Source organism: Aquimarina callyspongiae (genome assembly GCF_034322225.1).
GTDB lineage: Bacteria > Bacteroidota > Bacteroidia > Flavobacteriales > Flavobacteriaceae > Aquimarina.
The window spans coordinates 927,574-945,697 of the sequence record NZ_JAXLPA010000002.1 but is presented as its reverse complement, the minus strand read 5'-3'; the positions used below and the strand labels follow the sequence as shown (position 1 = coordinate 945,697).

16 protein-coding genes are annotated in these 18,124 nt (G+C 31.2%); 6 read left to right on the top strand and 10 right to left on the bottom strand.

Features of this window, described 5'->3' with window-relative positions:
- Positions 1 to 82: 82 nt before the first annotated feature.
- From U0D62_RS11290 to U0D62_RS11255, 8 genes are all read right to left on the bottom strand, one after another.
- The gene (locus tag U0D62_RS11290; RefSeq protein WP_322287390.1) at positions 83 to 1,678 is read right to left on the bottom strand and encodes a T9SS type A sorting domain-containing protein; all 1,596 of its coding nucleotides are present in this window, start codon (positions 1,676 to 1,678) and stop codon (positions 83 to 85) included.
- A gap of 185 nt (positions 1,679 to 1,863) precedes the next feature.
- Complete coding sequence (locus tag U0D62_RS11285; protein WP_322287389.1) at positions 1,864 to 3,588, bottom strand: AraC family transcriptional regulator; 1,725 nt, start codon at positions 3,586 to 3,588, stop codon at positions 1,864 to 1,866.
- Positions 3,589 to 3,773: 185 nt separating this feature from the next.
- On the bottom strand, positions 3,774 to 4,478 hold the full coding sequence (locus U0D62_RS11280; protein WP_322287388.1) for a TapB family protein: 705 nt from the start codon (positions 4,476 to 4,478) through the stop codon (positions 3,774 to 3,776).
- 6 nt (positions 4,479 to 4,484) lie between these two features.
- Entirely contained in the window at positions 4,485 to 5,186 is a 702-nt protein-coding gene (locus U0D62_RS11275; RefSeq protein ID WP_322287387.1) for a VWA domain-containing protein, read from the bottom strand.
- Between the two features lie 26 nt (positions 5,187 to 5,212).
- Positions 5,213 to 5,845, bottom strand: coding sequence for a hypothetical protein (locus U0D62_RS11270; RefSeq protein WP_322287386.1), 633 nt, complete (start codon positions 5,843 to 5,845; stop codon positions 5,213 to 5,215).
- Between the two features lie 131 nt (positions 5,846 to 5,976).
- Complete coding sequence (locus U0D62_RS11265) at positions 5,977 to 6,729, bottom strand: LytR/AlgR family response regulator transcription factor (RefSeq protein WP_322287385.1); 753 nt, start codon at positions 6,727 to 6,729, stop codon at positions 5,977 to 5,979.
- Between the two features lie 19 nt (positions 6,730 to 6,748).
- Complete coding sequence (locus U0D62_RS11260; protein WP_322287384.1) at positions 6,749 to 8,593, bottom strand: tetratricopeptide repeat-containing sensor histidine kinase; 1,845 nt, start codon at positions 8,591 to 8,593, stop codon at positions 6,749 to 6,751.
- A gap of 10 nt (positions 8,594 to 8,603) precedes the next feature.
- Positions 8,604 to 10,232: an acyl-CoA carboxylase subunit beta gene (locus tag U0D62_RS11255; protein ID WP_322287383.1), complete on the bottom strand. Its 1,629-nt coding sequence runs from the start codon at positions 10,230 to 10,232 to the stop codon at positions 8,604 to 8,606.
- A 235-nt stretch (positions 10,233 to 10,467) separates the two neighbouring features.
- Between U0D62_RS11255 and U0D62_RS11250 the strand changes: the two genes are divergently transcribed.
- The 6 genes from U0D62_RS11250 (at position 10,468) to U0D62_RS11225 (ending at position 15,971) form a co-directional block, all read left to right on the top strand.
- Positions 10,468 to 11,877, top strand: coding sequence for a DNA/RNA non-specific endonuclease (locus tag U0D62_RS11250; RefSeq protein ID WP_322287382.1), 1,410 nt, complete (start codon positions 10,468 to 10,470; stop codon positions 11,875 to 11,877).
- A gap of 207 nt (positions 11,878 to 12,084) precedes the next feature.
- A complete protein-coding gene (locus tag U0D62_RS11245) occupies positions 12,085 to 12,267 on the top strand; it encodes a CAL67264 family membrane protein (RefSeq protein WP_322287381.1) in 183 nt (60 codons plus the stop codon).
- Between the two features lie 51 nt (positions 12,268 to 12,318).
- Positions 12,319 to 14,010 carry an energy-dependent translational throttle protein EttA gene (gene ettA / locus U0D62_RS11240; protein ID WP_322287380.1) on the top strand — a complete coding sequence of 564 codons (1,692 nt, stop codon included), beginning with the start codon at positions 12,319 to 12,321 and terminating at the stop codon, positions 14,008 to 14,010.
- Between the two features lie 86 nt (positions 14,011 to 14,096).
- A complete protein-coding gene (locus U0D62_RS11235; RefSeq protein ID WP_322287379.1) occupies positions 14,097 to 14,789 on the top strand; it encodes an HAD family hydrolase in 693 nt (230 codons plus the stop codon).
- Complete coding sequence (locus tag U0D62_RS11230) at positions 14,789 to 15,421, top strand: chloramphenicol acetyltransferase (RefSeq protein ID WP_322287378.1); 633 nt, start codon at positions 14,789 to 14,791, stop codon at positions 15,419 to 15,421. The genes U0D62_RS11235 and U0D62_RS11230 overlap by 1 nt, the downstream gene beginning before the upstream one ends.
- Before the next feature lie 181 nt (positions 15,422 to 15,602).
- Positions 15,603 to 15,971: a hypothetical protein gene (locus U0D62_RS11225; RefSeq protein WP_322287377.1), complete on the top strand. Its 369-nt coding sequence runs from the start codon at positions 15,603 to 15,605 to the stop codon at positions 15,969 to 15,971.
- An 89-nt stretch (positions 15,972 to 16,060) separates the two neighbouring features.
- On the opposite strand, the gene U0D62_RS11220 is transcribed toward U0D62_RS11225, so the two are convergent.
- The gene (locus U0D62_RS11220; RefSeq protein ID WP_322287376.1) at positions 16,061 to 16,639 is read right to left on the bottom strand and encodes a pseudouridine synthase; all 579 of its coding nucleotides are present in this window, start codon (positions 16,637 to 16,639) and stop codon (positions 16,061 to 16,063) included.
- A gap of 167 nt (positions 16,640 to 16,806) precedes the next feature.
- Positions 16,807 to 17,928, bottom strand: coding sequence for a histidine decarboxylase (locus U0D62_RS11215; protein WP_322287375.1), 1,122 nt, complete (start codon positions 17,926 to 17,928; stop codon positions 16,807 to 16,809).
- Positions 17,929 to 18,124 lie beyond the last annotated feature (196 nt).

The following is an 18,124-nucleotide window of genomic DNA, read 5'->3' as shown; positions in this document are numbered from 1 at the left end:
AAAAGGTTGTCTAATGATTTTTAGACAACCTTTTTAAGTAAATTTATAGGTAAATTAAATGTATTATTTAGTTCTATTTAAATCATTTTTTTAAAATAGATCCTTTATATAGTTTATCATCAATTTGTAAATGATAAAAATATAATCCTATGGGTAAATCAATATTTTGATACGTTATTAGTTTCCTCTTATCTAGCTGTTTTTCTGGAGAAAATTGATCAACAATCATCCCTTTTGAATCATAAATAGTAAGAATTATAGTGGATTTTTTGTTTAATACTTTAAATGAAAATGTAATTTCTTTTGTAAAAGGGTTTGGATAAGGCTGTTGTATAGTATTTGAAAGTAATTGAGGTTCTTCTTTTTCTATATTTGATAATTTAAAATTTGAATTTGCTTTAAAGTCGTTTTTGCCTCTAATAAATGGAGCATAAAACTTTTCAATGTTATTATTTTCATTTGTTTCAATAATTTGTTTATCACTATCAATTGTAATACTTAGTATATTTCCTGCCAAATAAGTGATATAATAATCTTTATCAATATAAAATATTACGCTTTGTTCATTATTTGCCATAACAGGTTCTAGTTTTTTGCTTTCTAGTAACTTAGGACGTGTAGAGTTAGAATCATTGAGGTATAAATTGGTTATAGAAATATCTAAAACAGGAAGTTCTTCGTTATTTTTTACTGTACAGATAATAGGTACTTTTGATCCTGTAGGGCGAGAAACCGTAATGTTTTTTATTTCTAAGTCTTTAAATGAAGTAATGAAGTGACTAAGTGTGTTGTTATTTTCGTTCAATTCGTCAATAATATCTTCTCCATCTAACTTGCAAATAATATTAAAACCTATTAGTTTTTCATGGGTTAATTTGTCTACCTCCAGATCCATTTCGACATAATCAGAATTACTAATTCTCCTTAAAACTTTGGTTTCAAACAATACATCTTGATTATCTAATTTTGTATCTACAGATTTATAGAAGTGAATTTTTGAAGATTGGTTAATAGGATCTCTTGCTCCATTAGCAATTATATATTTTATAATAAAACTGTCTGGAGTATCATGAGGAATCCAATAGCTTGAATCAAAATACAAATCTACCAGGTCATACACTTCAAAACGAGCGCTATTTCTATCGATTTCATTTTCTGGAGGTAAATCATCAGTACTATAACAATCTTTACGAATGTCGCATTTTTCTAGTATAAACCTCATAGTATGGTTACCTGCACTTAATCTGCTTCCATCAATATATTTTGTGAGCCAAACATTTGATGAGTCATTTTCATTATCAGCGGTATCAGCAATAAAAGTTGATGGCGGTGGAGGCGGAGGCGGAGGTGGTATTTTTACAGGAACCAAGGTGGTGCCAGGAGACCTTATCGCCAATCGAAAATCACCAAGATTAGTACTTGTTACTTTATAATCTAAAGATATTCTAACAGGAATATTATTGAGTCGCGCTATCCTTACGTTGGTATAATCAGGGGTAATAATTTTTGCTGTATTTTGATATATTTCAATTGTTACGTCTATAAACCTAGTTTCATGGTTGACAAATGGACTATTTGGTTTTAACGGTTCGAAACAAAATTCAGGCGAATTAGAAAAAGAATAGGGAGTTATTGCTAAAACAAGGAATAGCAAAAAATAAGAAATTCTTATTTGCATTAGACTTAAGTTTAGAGTTTGATATTGTTAAGCTATTGTAATGGAGTGTAGGTTAAAACACCACTTTAAAATATAATCATTTAAAAGTACAAGATTCTCAAAAACAGAAGATATATTCTATAATTAATTTCATCAATTTTATAAAATTGACACTATTTTGAATTAAAAAATACTCAAAATACTATCTAACTTTTTTGTATTTGCTTAATGTAGTATGAATGTGTCAAACCCGTATGTTTCTTGAAGGCAGAAGCAAAGGTGTTAACGCTTTTATAGCCCAATTCACCTGCTATAGCTTTAATAGTGTATGACAAAAATTTTTGATTCGTATTTAACTGTTGACAACAGTGTTTTATTCTTAATTCATTAATGTAATCATTGAATGATTGTTCTCTGTATTCATTCATGATTTTTGATAAATATGTAGTATTTGTATTTATCTTTTTTGCGGTTGTATATAAATTACAATCTTGAGCCAAGAAAAAATTAGTAGATTCTAATGTTTTAAGTTGGTCAAAAATTTCTCGAACCTTTTTATCTGTAACAAACTCTTTTTTTGCTGTAATAATCGGTTTGTTAATAGGTTCTTCTATTTTATTTTGTAGCTCTTTGAACGCTAATTTATTTTGGTACTGTTTTCTGTTATGATAAAATAATAGAACAATAATCAATAGGAGGGCAGTAATAAGCCCAATAATATATACGGAGTTTTGAGACAAAAGATCTTTATTTTTTTCTTCTAGGGTAATCAAATTGTAGTCATATAATTGATCTCTTGTTTGTATATCGTCCTTATGCCTTAGATCAATGATTCTTTTATATGCATTACCAAAATATATTTGCTGATTTACATCTCCAAGTTTTTCTGAACAACGCTGGGCTAAATCATACATGTCAGTAATTTTCTCTATTTGTTTTTCATTTTCTTTAGAATCAATTGATATGAAGTTTTTATTTAAATAATCGAGCGCTTTTTTGTATTCACCTTTTTTAAAAAATACAGTTGCCAGATGATAATTAAGTGTATAGAAATATGGATCAAATATTTTATGCTTACGATTTATTAGTTCTTCAGCTTTATTAAGATATGATAGTGCTTGATCATACATGGTTTTTTCTGTATATGCTTCTCCAATGGTCATATTAAAAACAACTTTGTAAATAGTTACTTCTAACTCATTAGATAACTTATAACCTTTAGAATAATATTCTATAGCTTTATCATAATTCTTTAATTTAAAATTGCATACTCCAGCTCCAAGAATAGAAGATAAATAGGTTCCATAATAATTATCAATAGTTTTATTTTCTTTTTTGTCTAATAGGTTTATGATTTCTTCATAAGAAGCTAATGATTCTTCGTATAAACCAATTTTTGTTTTAGAATTACTGATATTGGTGAGTAATTGAAATTTATGATCGATGAAGTTATTGTTCTCAACAATTTTATAGGCATTCAGGTATTCTTTGAGTGCATTTTCATAATATCTGATTTCGAAGTAAGAATTACCAATAAGATTATGAGCAGTTACTTTATTGAGATCGTTTTTTTGTTTTTCAGCTAGTTCAAGCATAGTCTTTCCATAACGTATTGCCAAAATATAGTTACCTTTTGTATACGCTATATCTCCCAAATAGTAGTTTGATATGAATTGTATGTGGTCATCATTTTCTCGAATACCTCGCTCTAAATAGATTTGAAAGTATTTTTGACCAAGATCTTGATCAGTTTGAATCACCTTTTCTAAGGCTTCTTGTACCTCTTTATAACTTTCTTTTGTAATAAAAGAAGAATCAATTTTAACCGAATCAGTCGCGAGTTGTTCATTTTGTGAATAGATATTTCCTAATGATAGATAAGACACCAACAAATGAGTAAAAAGAATTATAGGTATAGTAATCTTTCTCATGACGTGTGTGATTAGGTTAATAAGAATATATACAAAAGTATAAAAGCTCAAATTTCTATATAATTATATAGAGATTTGAGCTTTTAATGTGGTGCCTAAATTATAAAGAAAATATGAGTTTTAACCTCTTTTGATATTAGTAATTTATTATCATTAATTAAATCGTTTATAATAAAGTTTTATACTCATTGAAGTCCTGTTAATTCTGTATACCCAATGAGTTTTCCTTTTTTGTTATATGATTCTGATTTAATAATAACTACATTATCGTGATACCATTCTACACCTGTACCTTTTACTTTTATAATACCAAATTTACTTTCGAAATCAAAGGATACTTTCTGACATAAAAATGTGCCGGCGGGAGTAGTTATGTTTTCTTCACTAACTATTTTTCTATTAAAAACATTAAAAGTAAGAGTTACCAGAGTAAATCCCTTATTGTTAACTTTGATATTAATGTTTCCATCACCTAACTGATCACCTACTATACTGTTATAAGGAAACTCTAAGACATCTCCATCAATCTTGAGTTCTAAGCCTTTATCTTTATACTCTGCAAGTTTATCATAATTAAAGAAACGAAGCATATCCATTGTAAACAACCCATCTTGACAAGTAGCACCATATTGTGTACTAAAAGTTTCTTGGTCTTTTTCGTTTTTTACTTGAGCTTCAATAAGTATCTTGTACAGACCCTCATTTTCTGATACAGATAGTGTTTTATGAGTAGTAGAACTAAGTTTTTTTCCTTTTTTGTTATACTCTGTGTATGTTAATACAGCTCCTTCTTTTGCAAAAAGTGTTGCTTTACATTCTTGTGCTAATAAAGATGACTTTAATCCAAAAATGAATAGTATTAGAAAACCTGTTTTAAGTAAATTATTCATGTTTATCTACATTTTTGAGGTTACAAAAGTTCCATTGTTTTGCTGAGCAAGAGTTCTCATAAAATTATGATCAGCATCTTCACCAAATGCTATGGTATGAATAATAACATTATTAGTGTTTAGCACCTTGATTTCCTGTAATACTTGTTCAGGACCTCCATTGGGTAAACCATCACTCATTAATACAATTTCTTGAACATTGTTTACCAGCAATGCTTCTTTTAACCCTTCAAGAGTATCAGTTCCTCCTCCAGCTTTGAGATTATCGACAAAAATGTTAGCTGCCGTTCGATTTGTATTATTAGCTGCTGTAAATTCTTGTTTGTGTTTTTTTACATCATCTTCATAAGCAAAAACTACAAATTGCTTTCCATCAGGCAAACCTTTTATTGCCGGAATAAGTTTTCTTTTTACTGCTCCTAATTTGGTTGCTTGTTTAGTGATTTGTTTTCCGAGTAGGTTTCCTATTTTTCCACCTACTGCATCACTTACTACATTACCAGCTTTGTTACTGGCTTCTCTCATTACCTGATCTTTTACAGAGCCTTCATCAATTCCTTCCATACTTCCAGAAATATCTATTAAATATAGAGTATTGCTATTTGATGTATCAATACCATAAAAATCAGAAGATTTTTGCATTACATAACACGATTGAAATAAAGTAAATAGAATACAGATTGATGATATAAATTTTAATTTTTTCATTGTTTAATTCCCCCTTTGATAATTATTTAATTAGCTTTTCTTTCCAGTGTTTTAAGGTTAATCTCATCGACAGCCTTTTTTAATTGATTTATAGAAACTCTTTCTCCTTCTAGTGAAACCATAAAACGATTAGCTATCAAAAGCTCAATTTTAGAATTTTCGCTATCATCATATTGATTACGCTCTATTTCTTCCACAGCCTTATATCCTTGAATAGTTGTTGATTTTCTGAATCCCCAATCTGTTTGCTCTTCAAAATCTCTGGAGAATCCTAAACGTGCTAGTGTAATCATTGCGCTACCTGTTTCTCCAGCACCATCAATAATGGAGAAGGAGATGATAGCACCTTCTTCATCCTCATATTCGGCTTCTGCCATATTCATATCAGGCATAAACTGATTTCCTATAGAGAATTTTTTTCTGGATCTACCTAGAATAGTTTCTGGTAAAAGTGCTTTCAATTCATCTTTAGAAATTGGAGTTGCTTTTAATAACTTATCGTTTTCTTCTTCTATTTTTTCTGCTTCCTTAGCCACTTTTTTAAGGTCAGAAACACCTTCTATAAGATCAAATAATCCAGGTTCTTTTTCTTTCTCTTTATCCCTTCCGCAAGAGAATATAACCATTAGAACTATGGTTATGGTGATTGTTTTTTTCATTGAATTTTTTTGTGTTTGATAGTGTGAATAATTAGTTCTATGAACTAAATTAAGACATATCAAAGAGTGATTTTTTGTAAATGAGAATTCAATGGAAGGTTTTTAGAAAACAGCTTGTTTTTATGAGAATTCTAAAAAAGAGTATCTAGATAGTCAATTAAACTCTTTTTTCTGCTCTGCGCTACAGGGATGCGATGTGATTGTTTTAAGATTACTTCTTCATTACGTTTGTCAAATAAAGATATATGGATAAGATTAATCAGATAACTTTGATGAACTCTAAAAAAACCAGAGTCCTTTAGCTTTTTATCGTATGATTTTAAAGGTTGTGAGACTAATATTTCTGTTTTACCAGAGAGGTGGAAAGTGGTATAGTTATTATCTGATCTAGCAAATAAAATATCTTCTAGCGCTATTACGTGAATAGCATCCGCATTTTTAAGAACTATTTTTTTGAGAGTTTTAGAATTAGAAAAATTGTGTAGTAAAGTATCTAATTGTATCTGATAGTTCTTTTTATGAAGATCTTCAGAAACTTTTTCTAAAGCTGTTAGTAGTTCATTTTTATCATAAGGTTTTAAAAGATAATCTATTGCGCTAAATCTAAAAGCATCAATAGCATATTTTGCAAACGAGGTAGTGAATATAATTCTGAATTCTATATTGTCGAATGATTTAAGAAAATCAAAAGCAGTACCATCTGTAAGAAATACATCAAGTAGAATAAAATCAGGTTTTATTTTTTTTATTAGAGAAGCAGCTTCATGGATACTTTCTGAATGACCTAAAATATCAATTTGGCCATATTCTTGAATAATAGAAGTGGCGTATTGTAATGCTTGTGGATCATCTTCAACAATAAAACAAGATATAGGGTTGCTCATAAAGTAAATATACTACTCTTTATTTGGGAGTATCTGTGAAGCGTAAAACAATTTTTGTTCCAGAAGAAGAGGAATGAATAGAAATATCTCCTTGAAAACCTCCAGATGTTTTATTTAGATTTTTAAGTTGTTCTTCTATGATATTCATACTCATTGATTTGTGAAGTGTTTTGGATTCCTGATTTTTTATTTCAAACCCTTTTCCATTATCACTAATAGATACGCATAACGATGTATTTTCTTTATAATATTTAATTATAATCGTACCACCTGTAATTCCTTTGAGTCCGTGCAATACTGCATTTTCTACAAAAGGTTGCGTAATAAGCGTGGGAAGCATTTCAAAATCTTCATCAATATCATCTTGAACATCAATTGTATACGAAAAAGAATTATTGTGATTAAGCTGTTGAAGGTTTAGATAAGATTCTAATGCCAATTTATCTTCTGCCACATTAATAAAATGATCATCAGATTTTTCTAAAACAAGTCGTATTAACTTTGAATAACTAGCTAGATAAGAAGCGGATTTTTCTTTCTCGTTTTGATAAATAAAGTTTTGGATACTCTGGAGTGCATTAAACAAAAAATGAGGATTAAGTTGAGTCTTTCTTAATTTCTGTTGAAGTAAAACTGTATTTAATTTTTGTTTAGTTTTATAACTTTTAAATCCAAAATAGCTGATAACTATTATAAGAATAACAAAGGCTGAAATAATCAGTAAAAGATAGTTTTGTTGATTAATAGTAAGCTGTTGTAATTTGTTTTCAGTATCAAGAATGTCAATTTGTTGCTGCTTCTTTTCTGATTCAAATTTTTCAGTTAATTCTGCAACTTGCTCTTTTTGCTTTTTATCATTTATTGAATCTTTAACCTGATCCTTTAATTCTGCATAGGATAAAGCTTTTTTGTAATTGTTGAGACCTAGATACGATTCTTTTAAGTTATTATAAACATAGGATTTAAGCATTCCTTGTGAGGTAGGTAAGGCACTATCTAGGTAAGTAATAGCTTTTCTATATTCCTTTTTCTTTAAATAAGAATGCCCCAGATTATTATAGGTTACGTCAAGAGTTTGAATAAAATTCAATTCTTTTTTTAACAGAATAGCCTTTTCTCCATAAGTAATTGCACGATCATAATCAGCACCTTCTACAGCAAAATAAATAGACAAATTTGTATAGATTACAGATAAAGCATTTTTGGCCTTATATTTTATGGCTAGCTTTTCTGCTTCAAAAATGTTGTTTTTATATTGTTTAAATAATTTTTGTTCAAAGTAAATGTTACAAAGATTTACTAATATTTGAAGTCTTAGTATTTCATTAAAATCACTTAATGGCAGAGCTCTTTCTAAATAAATACGGGCATTATCAAAATTTTTAAGAGATGCGTTAATTGACCCAATATTTGCATAAGTGTTTACAAGTTGTTTAGAGTTTCTTGCTTTTTCAAGAACTTTGGCAGCTTTTAGATAAATATCCAGTGCTTTTTTAAAGTCTTGCTTATAATATTGTATGGTTGCCAAATTATGCAAGGTTTGCCCTTCGATATGTACAGGAAGCTTTTTACTTAAGTTATTTTGAAGTAAAGAGTCAGCATCAGAAAATTTTTTCTTATAAATAAGAGCGCTACTCTTTTGCAAATAGGATTTTGCGATAAGCGTATCATTTGCAAGCCGTTTGGACAATTGTAATGCACTATCAGAATAGTACAATGAACTATCTAGGTTCTTTTGAATAAGTTCTTTTGAGCGTTTTAAATCTTGCTCAACTTGTGTTGTTTCTTGTAGGTTTTCTTGTGCGTATATATAAATAGGCGTATTTATAAATACGCACACTAAGGCCAAATAGATTTTTTTCATTTATAATGAATTACACCTGGATAACACCTAGGTTAAATTTCTTTTCGATAGGAGCGTGGTTTGCTGCTTCTATACCCATAGATATCCATGTTCTGGTATCTAACGGATTAATAACTCCATCTGTCCAAATTCTTGCTGCCGCATAATAAGGAGAAATTTGTTTATCGTATCTGGCTTTTATTTTATTAAATAAGGCTTTTTCATCTTCTTCAGAAAGTTCTTGATTTTTCTTTTTCATAGAAGCTGTTTCTATTTGTAATAAAACTTTAGCCGCTTGTGCACCACCCATTACAGCCAGTTCTGCACTTGGCCAGGCACAGATTAACCTTGGATCATAAGCTTTACCACACATAGCATAGTTTCCTGCGCCATAAGAATTTCCAATTACAACTGTAAACTTAGGCACAACACTGTTACTTACGGCGTTTACCATTTTGGCTCCATCCTTAATAATACCACCGTGTTCACTTTTACTACCTACCATAAATCCAGTTACATCCTGTAAAAAGACTAATGGTATTTTCTTTTGATTACAATTGGCTATAAAACGAGTAGCTTTATCTGCAGAATCTGAATAAATTACACCTCCAAACTGCATTTCACCTTTTTTGGTTTTTACGATCTTTCGTTGATTGGCTACAATCCCTACAGCCCATCCATCAATGCGAGCATACCCTGTAATAATGGTTTGCCCATATCCTGCTTTGTATTCTTCAAAATCTGAATCATCAACCATACGTTTAATGATTTCCATCATATCGTATTGCTCGTTTCTGGCTTTAGGAAGGATACCAAATATTTCTTCTGGATCAAGTTTTGGCTTTACCGGCTTAATTCTGTTATAACCGGCTTGTTCAAAATCTCCGATCTTAGACATTATATTTTTAATTGTATCGAGAGCATCTGCATCATCTTTTGATTTATAATCAGTAACCCCAGAAATTTCGCAATGAGTAGTTGCTCCACCCAAAGTTTCATTATCGATACTTTCGCCAATTGCGGCTTTCACCAGGTAACTACCAGCAAGAAATATACTTCCTGTTTTATCTACAATTAATGCTTCATCACTCATAATTGGCAGATATGCTCCTCCTGCAACACAGCTTCCCATTACTGCAGAAATTTGAGTAATTCCCATGCTGCTCATTATAGCATTATTTCTAAATATTCTTCCAAAATGTTCTTTATCCGGAAAAATTTCGTCTTGCATAGGTAAATATACACCAGCACTATCCACAAGGTATATGATAGGTAACTTGTTTTCTATGGCTATTTCTTGCGCTCTTAGATTCTTTTTACCGGTAATAGGAAACCAAGCTCCTGCCTTTACAGTAGCATCATTAGCAACAACGATACATTGTTTACCGCTTATGTATCCAATAACTATAACAACTCCACCACTGGGACATCCTCCATGATCTTCGTACATATCTTCTCCAGCAAAAGCTCCAATCTCTATGCATTTTGCATTCTTATCTAAGACATATTCGATTCGTTCGCGAGCAGTCATTTTACCCTTTGCGTGGTGTTTTTCTATTCTTTTTTCTCCTCCGCCAAGTTTTACTTTTGCCAGTTTTTGACGCAGTTCTGATAATAAAAGTTTATTGTGATCTTCGTTCTTATTGAAGTTTATATCCATTTGTGTGTATTGTTTGCACGAAAATACAAAAAAGACTCATTTTATGAATTGCAGGACATCATTTTATCAAGCCTGACTCAAAGAGAGGTAGATGTAAAATTATTATACTTGTAATTATCTGATTAATAACATTTTACTAACATTTTATTGGTTAAAAATTAACAATAGCATGCTGACTTTAGGGTTACATTGAGTACTAAATTATAAAACAATTAACAATCAACTTTACTCAATTATGAAATACTCTAATCTAATTCACTCAGTTTTTATAAGTTTTACAGTGCTAATTATTACTTCTTGTAATACAGATGATCAAGAAATTTATTCCCCGGTTGAAGCAATTCCGTTAAAAATTGCAGGCGAACTAAAAACAGAAACTTTTTTTTACGATAACCAAGGACCACACGAACATAATCATTCAGGTAAGAGAATAGATGGTTTTACAGAAACGTATGAATCGGGTACCAAAGGTAGTTATGCAGCAGCAAGTGTTAGTCTTTCCTCAGGTACTTGGTATTTAAGTGATGCACTTTTAGGAACATTATCAAATGACAGAAAGTTTGGCTCCAAATCTGTACGTATTCGTAATACTGGATATGCGACTATGTCTTTTAATATGGATAATGGCGCAGAAACAGTCAGCATCCGCCATGCTAAGTATGGAAATAATGGAAACTCTACCTGGAGATTAATTGCTTCTTATGATGATGGAGCTTCTTGGTTTTATGTGGGTTCAACCATAACAACTAGTTCAACCACTCTAAATACGGTAACATTTAATGTAAACGAAACCAGTAGTGTAAGGTATGGGGTACAGAAGATTTCTGGAGGATCAAATAGAATAAATATTGATAATTTTGAAATTACTACTGCTACTGGAGGTGGAGGATCTGCTTCGCAAGACAGTAATTTAACTTTCGGTAATCCATCTGATGCTGGATCTAGTTCAAATAATTATTTTTTATCTAAACCAGATTTTACATTATCATATAATAATAGTAAAGGAACTGCTAATTGGGTAAGCTGGCATTTGAGTACTGCCTGGACGGGTAATACACCTCGTTGTAACTGTTTTAAAAGGGATACTGAGCTACCAAGTAGTTTTTACAGACCTACCTCTGGTGATTATACAGGTTCTGGTTTTGATAGAGGTCATCTTTGTCCTTCTGCCGATAGAAATGGTAGTGCAGACTCTAACGAGAATACCTTTTATATGTCTAATATCGCTCCACAAGCACCAGATAATAACAGGAGAACCTGGGCGAATTTTGAAAATTATTTACGATCATTGATTTTAGATGGTAACGAGGTTCATATTGTAGCAGGAGTAATTGGGAGTGGAGGTACAGGAAGCAATGGCTTTACATCTACTATAGACGGAGGAAATATAACGGTACCAGATTCTTTCTGGAAAGTAGCAATTATATTACCTAACGGAACGAATGATATAAATAGAGTCACTACTTCAACAAGAATGATTGCTGTAAATGTACCTAATGACCAGGGTATTAGTACTGATTGGAGTCAATTCAGAACATCGGTAAATACTATCGAAAATCTTACCGGGTATGATTTGTTTGAAAACTTGCCTAATTCGATTGAATCCGTTTTAGAATCTAATGTTGATAACGGACCATCCAATTAATAATAATTAATGACTTAATTAGACGGATATTTGTTGTTCAAATATCCGTTTTTTAATAAAACGTGATCTTTAAAATGCTGGTAAACAACATATAAACTATTTAAGGTTCTTAAGAACTCTATAAAAACATATATTTTGACGATAAAATACCGATATTTGTACTCGGTTTTGATTAAATTTTTGAAAAACCGAACTAAATGACACTTTATGGGAATGAATAAAAATACGGTATTGGCTTGGGCCACCTTCATTATGATTATAATGGGATTAGCATTGATAGCTTTAGGAGCATTTAGATACAGAGATGTATCTGGATATGGTTTTGCAGCTGTTGGTGTTGGCTTTTTTGCTATCGCCTGGGTTTTTAATGCTTTAAAAGGAAGGGTATAAAACTTTTCAGAAACACAAATAATAACTAATCAATAAATTATTAATGGGCTTATGGCAGATGATAAGAAAGTAATCTTTTCGATGTCGGGAGTAACAAAAACGTTTAAAACCGCAAATACTCCTGTTCTTAAAAATATATATCTAAGTTTTTTCTACGGTGCAAAAATTGGTATTCTAGGACTTAACGGATCAGGTAAATCTACATTGTTAAAGATCATTGCTGGAGTTGATAAAAACTACCAGGGAGATGTTGTTTTTTCTTCAGAGTATTCTGTTGGATATCTAGAACAAGAACCACAATTAGATCCCGATAAAACAGTTTTAGAAATTGTTAAAGAAGGTGTAGCAGAAACAGTAGCAATACTTGATGAGTATAATAAGATCAATGATATGTTTGGCTTGCCTGAAGTTTATGAGAATCCTGATAAAATGCAGGAACTCATGGATAAACAAGCAAATTTACAAGATCATATTGATGCGACTAATGCTTGGGAGCTAGACACTAAGCTTGAAATAGCTATGGATGCGCTTCGAACACCAGAACCTGATAAAAAGATAAGTGTATTATCTGGAGGTGAACGTAGGAGAGTAGCGCTTTGTCGTTTACTTTTACAAGAACCAGATGTCCTTTTATTAGATGAGCCTACCAACCACTTAGATGCAGAATCCGTTCATTGGCTAGAGCATCATTTACAACAATATAAGGGAACGGTAATAGCTGTTACACACGACCGTTACTTTCTTGATAATGTAGCTGGTTGGATATTAGAATTAGATAGAGGAGAAGGAATACCTTGGAAAGGTAACTATTCTTCTTGGTTAGATCAAAAAGCTAAGCGATTGGCTCAAGAACAAAAACAAGCTTCTAAACGTCAAAAAACATTAGAAAGAGAGCTCGAATGGGTGAAAATGGCTCCTAAAGGCCGACAAGCAAAACAAAAAGCTCGTTTGAGTAATTACGATAAATTAATGAGCCAGGATCAAAAGCAAGTTGATGAAAAACTTGAGATTTATATTCCTAATGGTCCAAGATTAGGTGTCAATGTTATAGAGACAAATGGTGTTAGTAAAGCATTTGACGATAAATTATTATATGAAGATTTAAACTTTAAATTACCACAAGCAGGAATTGTTGGAATCATTGGTCCAAATGGAGCGGGAAAAACGACCATTTTTAAAATGATTATGGGCGAGGAACAACCTGATAAAGGTTCTTTTACAGTAGGTGAGACTGCAAAAATTGCTTATGTTGATCAAAGTCATAGTAATATTGACCCAGAAAAGACAATTTGGCAAAACTTTAGTGATGAACAAGATCTTGTTATGATGGGAGGACGTCAAGTCAATTCCAGAGCATATCTAAGTCGTTTTAATTTTAGTGGTAGTGAACAAAACAAGAAAGTTTCTGCATTATCAGGAGGAGAACGAAATCGTTTACACCTGGCAATGACATTAAAAGAAGAAGGTAATGTTCTTCTTTTGGATGAGCCTACTAATGATCTTGATGTTAATACCTTAAGAGCTTTGGAAGAAGGACTCGAAAATTTTGCTGGATGTGCCGTTGTTATATCTCACGACCGTTGGTTTTTAGATCGTATTTGTACACATATTTTAGCATTTGAAGGAGATTCTCAGGTATATTTCTTTGAAGGTAGTTTTTCTGATTATGAAGAAAACAAAAAGAAACGATTAGGAGGAGATCTTATGCCAAAACGTATCAAGTATAAAAAGCTAGTTCGTTAATTACTTGGTAAATAAATTACTGTTTTTGAATGCCTATAATGCTCAGTGAGTTAATACTAATCTTATAGAGAAATACTAAAAAATCAATGCCACTTTCAAAAATTAAAGCTATTGCTTTTGATGCAGATGACACACTTTGGGTTAATGAAACTTTTTTTAGAAAAGCCGAAGAAGAGTTTTGCGAGCTTTTAGAAGATTATATGCCTAAAGAAGAAGCTAATAAATTGCTTTTTGAAGTAGAGATGCAAAACCTACCGTTGTATGGTTATGGTATCAAGCCTTTTACGCTATCGCTTATCGAAGCAGCCATCAAAGTTTCTAATGGAAATATGAAAATAGAATTGGTGCAGCAATTAATTGATAAGGGAAAAGAGATGCTTGATGAACCTATTGAGTTAATTGACGGTATTGATGAAACATTACGGGAGTTATCAAAAAAATACAGACTCGTTATGGCTACCAAAGGTGATCTCCTGGATCAAGAAAGAAAATTGATTAAATCTGGCTTAGAGAAATACTTTCATCATATAGAAATTGTATCAGATAAGACAGAAAAACAATATCAAAAATTGGTAAATCATCTTGATATAAAAGTAGAAGAGTTTTTAATGATAGGAAATTCTTTAAAATCGGATGTTTTACCAGTTTTGAATATTGGAGCACATGCATTTCACATTCCTTTTCATACAACTTGGGCTCACGAGGTTGTGAATGGGGATGTTGAACATCCTAATTTTAGAAGTTTTTCTAAAGCAAGTGAATTATTACAAATTTTGTGATGAGAAAAGAACTAGATCTTGATAATTGGAATAGAAAAGAACATTTTGAATTTTTCGGATCTTTTGACGAACCATTCTTTGGAATTACCACTACTGTAGATTTTACTATTGGATATCAAAAAATAAAGGATTTAGGATACCCTTATTTTTTATACTATTTACATAAATCCCTTGTTGCTGCAAATGCTATCGAAGCTTTTAGATATAGAGTAGAGGGTGATAAGATATATGTATATGATAAAATTCATGCTTCTCCAACTATAGGAAGAGAGGATCATACTTTTGGTTTTTCTTTTTTAGAGTTTGAAGCCGATTTTAAAGTATTTCAGGATAAAGCACAAAAAGAAATAAAAGAGGTTAAAAACAGCAAAGGCCTTCGACATACAGAAAATACTAAAAGGATAGATACTGTACATTTTTCTTCAATCCCTTGGTATAACTTTACCGGTATTACACACGCTAGACATTTTCAGTTTAAAGATAGTGTTCCTAAGATTTCTTTTGGTAGATATGCTAAAGACCATCTAGGAAAAATAAACCTTCCCATTGCTATTAATGTGCATCATGGGTTAATGGATGGGTATCATGTAGGCGAATATCTTGAAAAATTTCAGACTCTTTTAAATAGTTGATACCAGTTTTATTTATTGTAAAAACGGCAATTTTGAATTCTTTTAGGTTGTTTTAACATTTTTTTTATAACTTTATAGAAACGTAATTACCCCTCCTTATCTTTTGAAAAGTAATCTCGAGAGAGTTAAATCTTTTCGTAAAAGAATTGTCATTTACACATATAACATTAAAAACTGAATCATGATTACAAAGAAGTTTTTATTAATTGCATTTATTTTTGGGTATACCGTTATAGGTTTTGGACAAGATGAAACCGCTAAAACCGATGAAAATAAAAAGATAGAAAAACCCAAAAAAGTAACTGCGAAGGATGAAAAAAATAGTAAAGCAGTTATACTAACAAAAAATAACACTAAAAACAACATAAAAAAAGGAGTAGAGTTAACACAGTTAAAAGATCCTAAAAAAAACAGTGCGATATCTCAAAAAGATGAAGGAGTAAAGACCGAGGGAGAAAATTTAAAAAATAATAATGAAACCGAGAAAAAGGTTTCGACTGTTAAAAAAGCTAATAGAAGTAAGAAAAAATCTATCAAAAAGAAAAATTAAATTTTGGCTAATTAACTATTATATGCCTTGTGATTTTCAACTATGATCACAGGGCATTTCTTTTTGTACCTCTGTTATTAAATTTGTTATTAATATAAGATTTCATTCAGTTCTATAACTTCTCCTATTTGCATTTTGTTAAGATGAATATTTCCTACTCTTACTCTTACCAGTCGCAATGTGGGAAAACCAACGGCAGAAGTCATTTTTCGTACTTGTCTAAACTTACCTTCCTTAAGAGTAATAGAAACCCAACTAGTTGGTCCATGTCTATCATCTCGTATTTTACGCTCTCTTTCTGGAAAATTTGGTAGTGTTTCCAGAACTTTTACCGCACAGGGTTTGGTAATGTATTTTTTTCCTTCAAAACCAATTTCTATACCTTGAGCTAAGCTTTTAATAGCATCTTGTGTTATAATTCCGTCTAGTTGTGCATAATATTCCTTTTCAACATTACCACTACAAATTTCATTGCTTATTTTTCCATCGGTAGTAAGAAGTAGTAATCCTTCGGATTTTTCATCTAACCTGCCAATTGCCATAGTTCTATCAGGAAAATCATATAATTGTCCTAATAACCTTTTTGAGCCTTGTTTCTGACCATTATTGACAAATTGACTTAAGTATCTATAAGGTTTATAGATCATAAAATGTCTATGTCTTGTCATTATAAATATTTATTTACTGAGCGGGTTCAAGAATACACACTTTTATTTAGAAATACTATTATTGCTATTGGTTTTTCTTGAGCATTGAAGTGCTTATAAAGACTAGTATAAGAATGAATTATACTTGATTGTAAATGTTATTTCTTAAACCGAAATATTATGGTTAACTAAACAGCACACATTTCTAGCTCCATATCCTCGATAAATTTGTCAATCTGTTCATAAGAAACATTTGGCATACATATGATATGAGATTGTCCTTTTTCTGTTGCTAATTGCCATTTATCTATAATCTCTGGGTTTGGTGCTGGAAAAACTATAGTAATAGCATTAGGGTTTCTCCAGGCATTAATGCCCAGGTTTTTTAATCTACTTTCTGTATAAGAAGCTACTGCTAAACTATGTTCTGTACGTTTTTTAAACCCTTCAATTCCTAATTTTTTAATGGCATACCATAAGAATAGAGGAGTATGCCCATTCCTAGAGCCTGTTATAGTGGCATCAGAACTACCGATGTATGCAATTCTTCTGGCAATTCGATCTCTGTTATCTTTTTTTACAATTACTACTCCAGATGGCATCGGAGACCCTATAAATTTATGACCACTAATCGAAATACTATCTATGCCATCCTGAAAATCAAAACGAGGACGTGGTGTTATAAATGGTGCAAAACCTCCTGCCAGAGCTGCATCTGCATGAATATAGCTTTTTTCTACCGCCATATTTTCTAGTATTGATTTTATTTTCTTTGTATCGTCTTTGGCCTCTGTCATTGTGGTACCAATGTTAGCCACTATGATCGCAGGCCTGTGTCGTTGGTATCCAATAGCTTCTTTAAGATCATCATAATCCATCTCGCCATTGGCTTGTGATTTGACAATAACATAATCTATATTAAGTAATGTTACATTTTTTTGAATGCTATAATGAGTAGCTTCAGAAAAATATACCATTCCTTTAGGGTACAATTCTCGTGCTACATATAATCCATATAAATTCCCTTCAGAACCACCATTAGTAACATATCCCCATATATTATCTTGATGTGCTCTGAATAAATTTGCAAAGAAATTGACAACTTCACGTTCCATGCTTCTTGAATCTACACGATATGTGGATTCGCTAAAAGGATCTCCCAAATTGTTTAGGGGGAATTGAAGAAAAGGCATCAATTCTGAATAATCAAAATCTTTTGAAACCGGATACCCTAAAAAACTATGAGTTGTATTTTTAATAGTATTGTATAATTGCTCTAACTGTTGTTGCTCTATATTGTGTAGTTTCATTATCTTTTCTAATTTAAAGCAAAATTAAGTACTAAGGATTAATTTTCTATTTATGTTGCTAAAAACAGATTATTAATCTATAAGTGTTTGTTTTTTGTGCTTTTTATTCCTTTTATAAGCTCATTTTTTCGTTTTCACAGAAAATCATTCTGTTATTATAAATGTCATTGCTTGTCTTTATATTAAGAATTAGAAG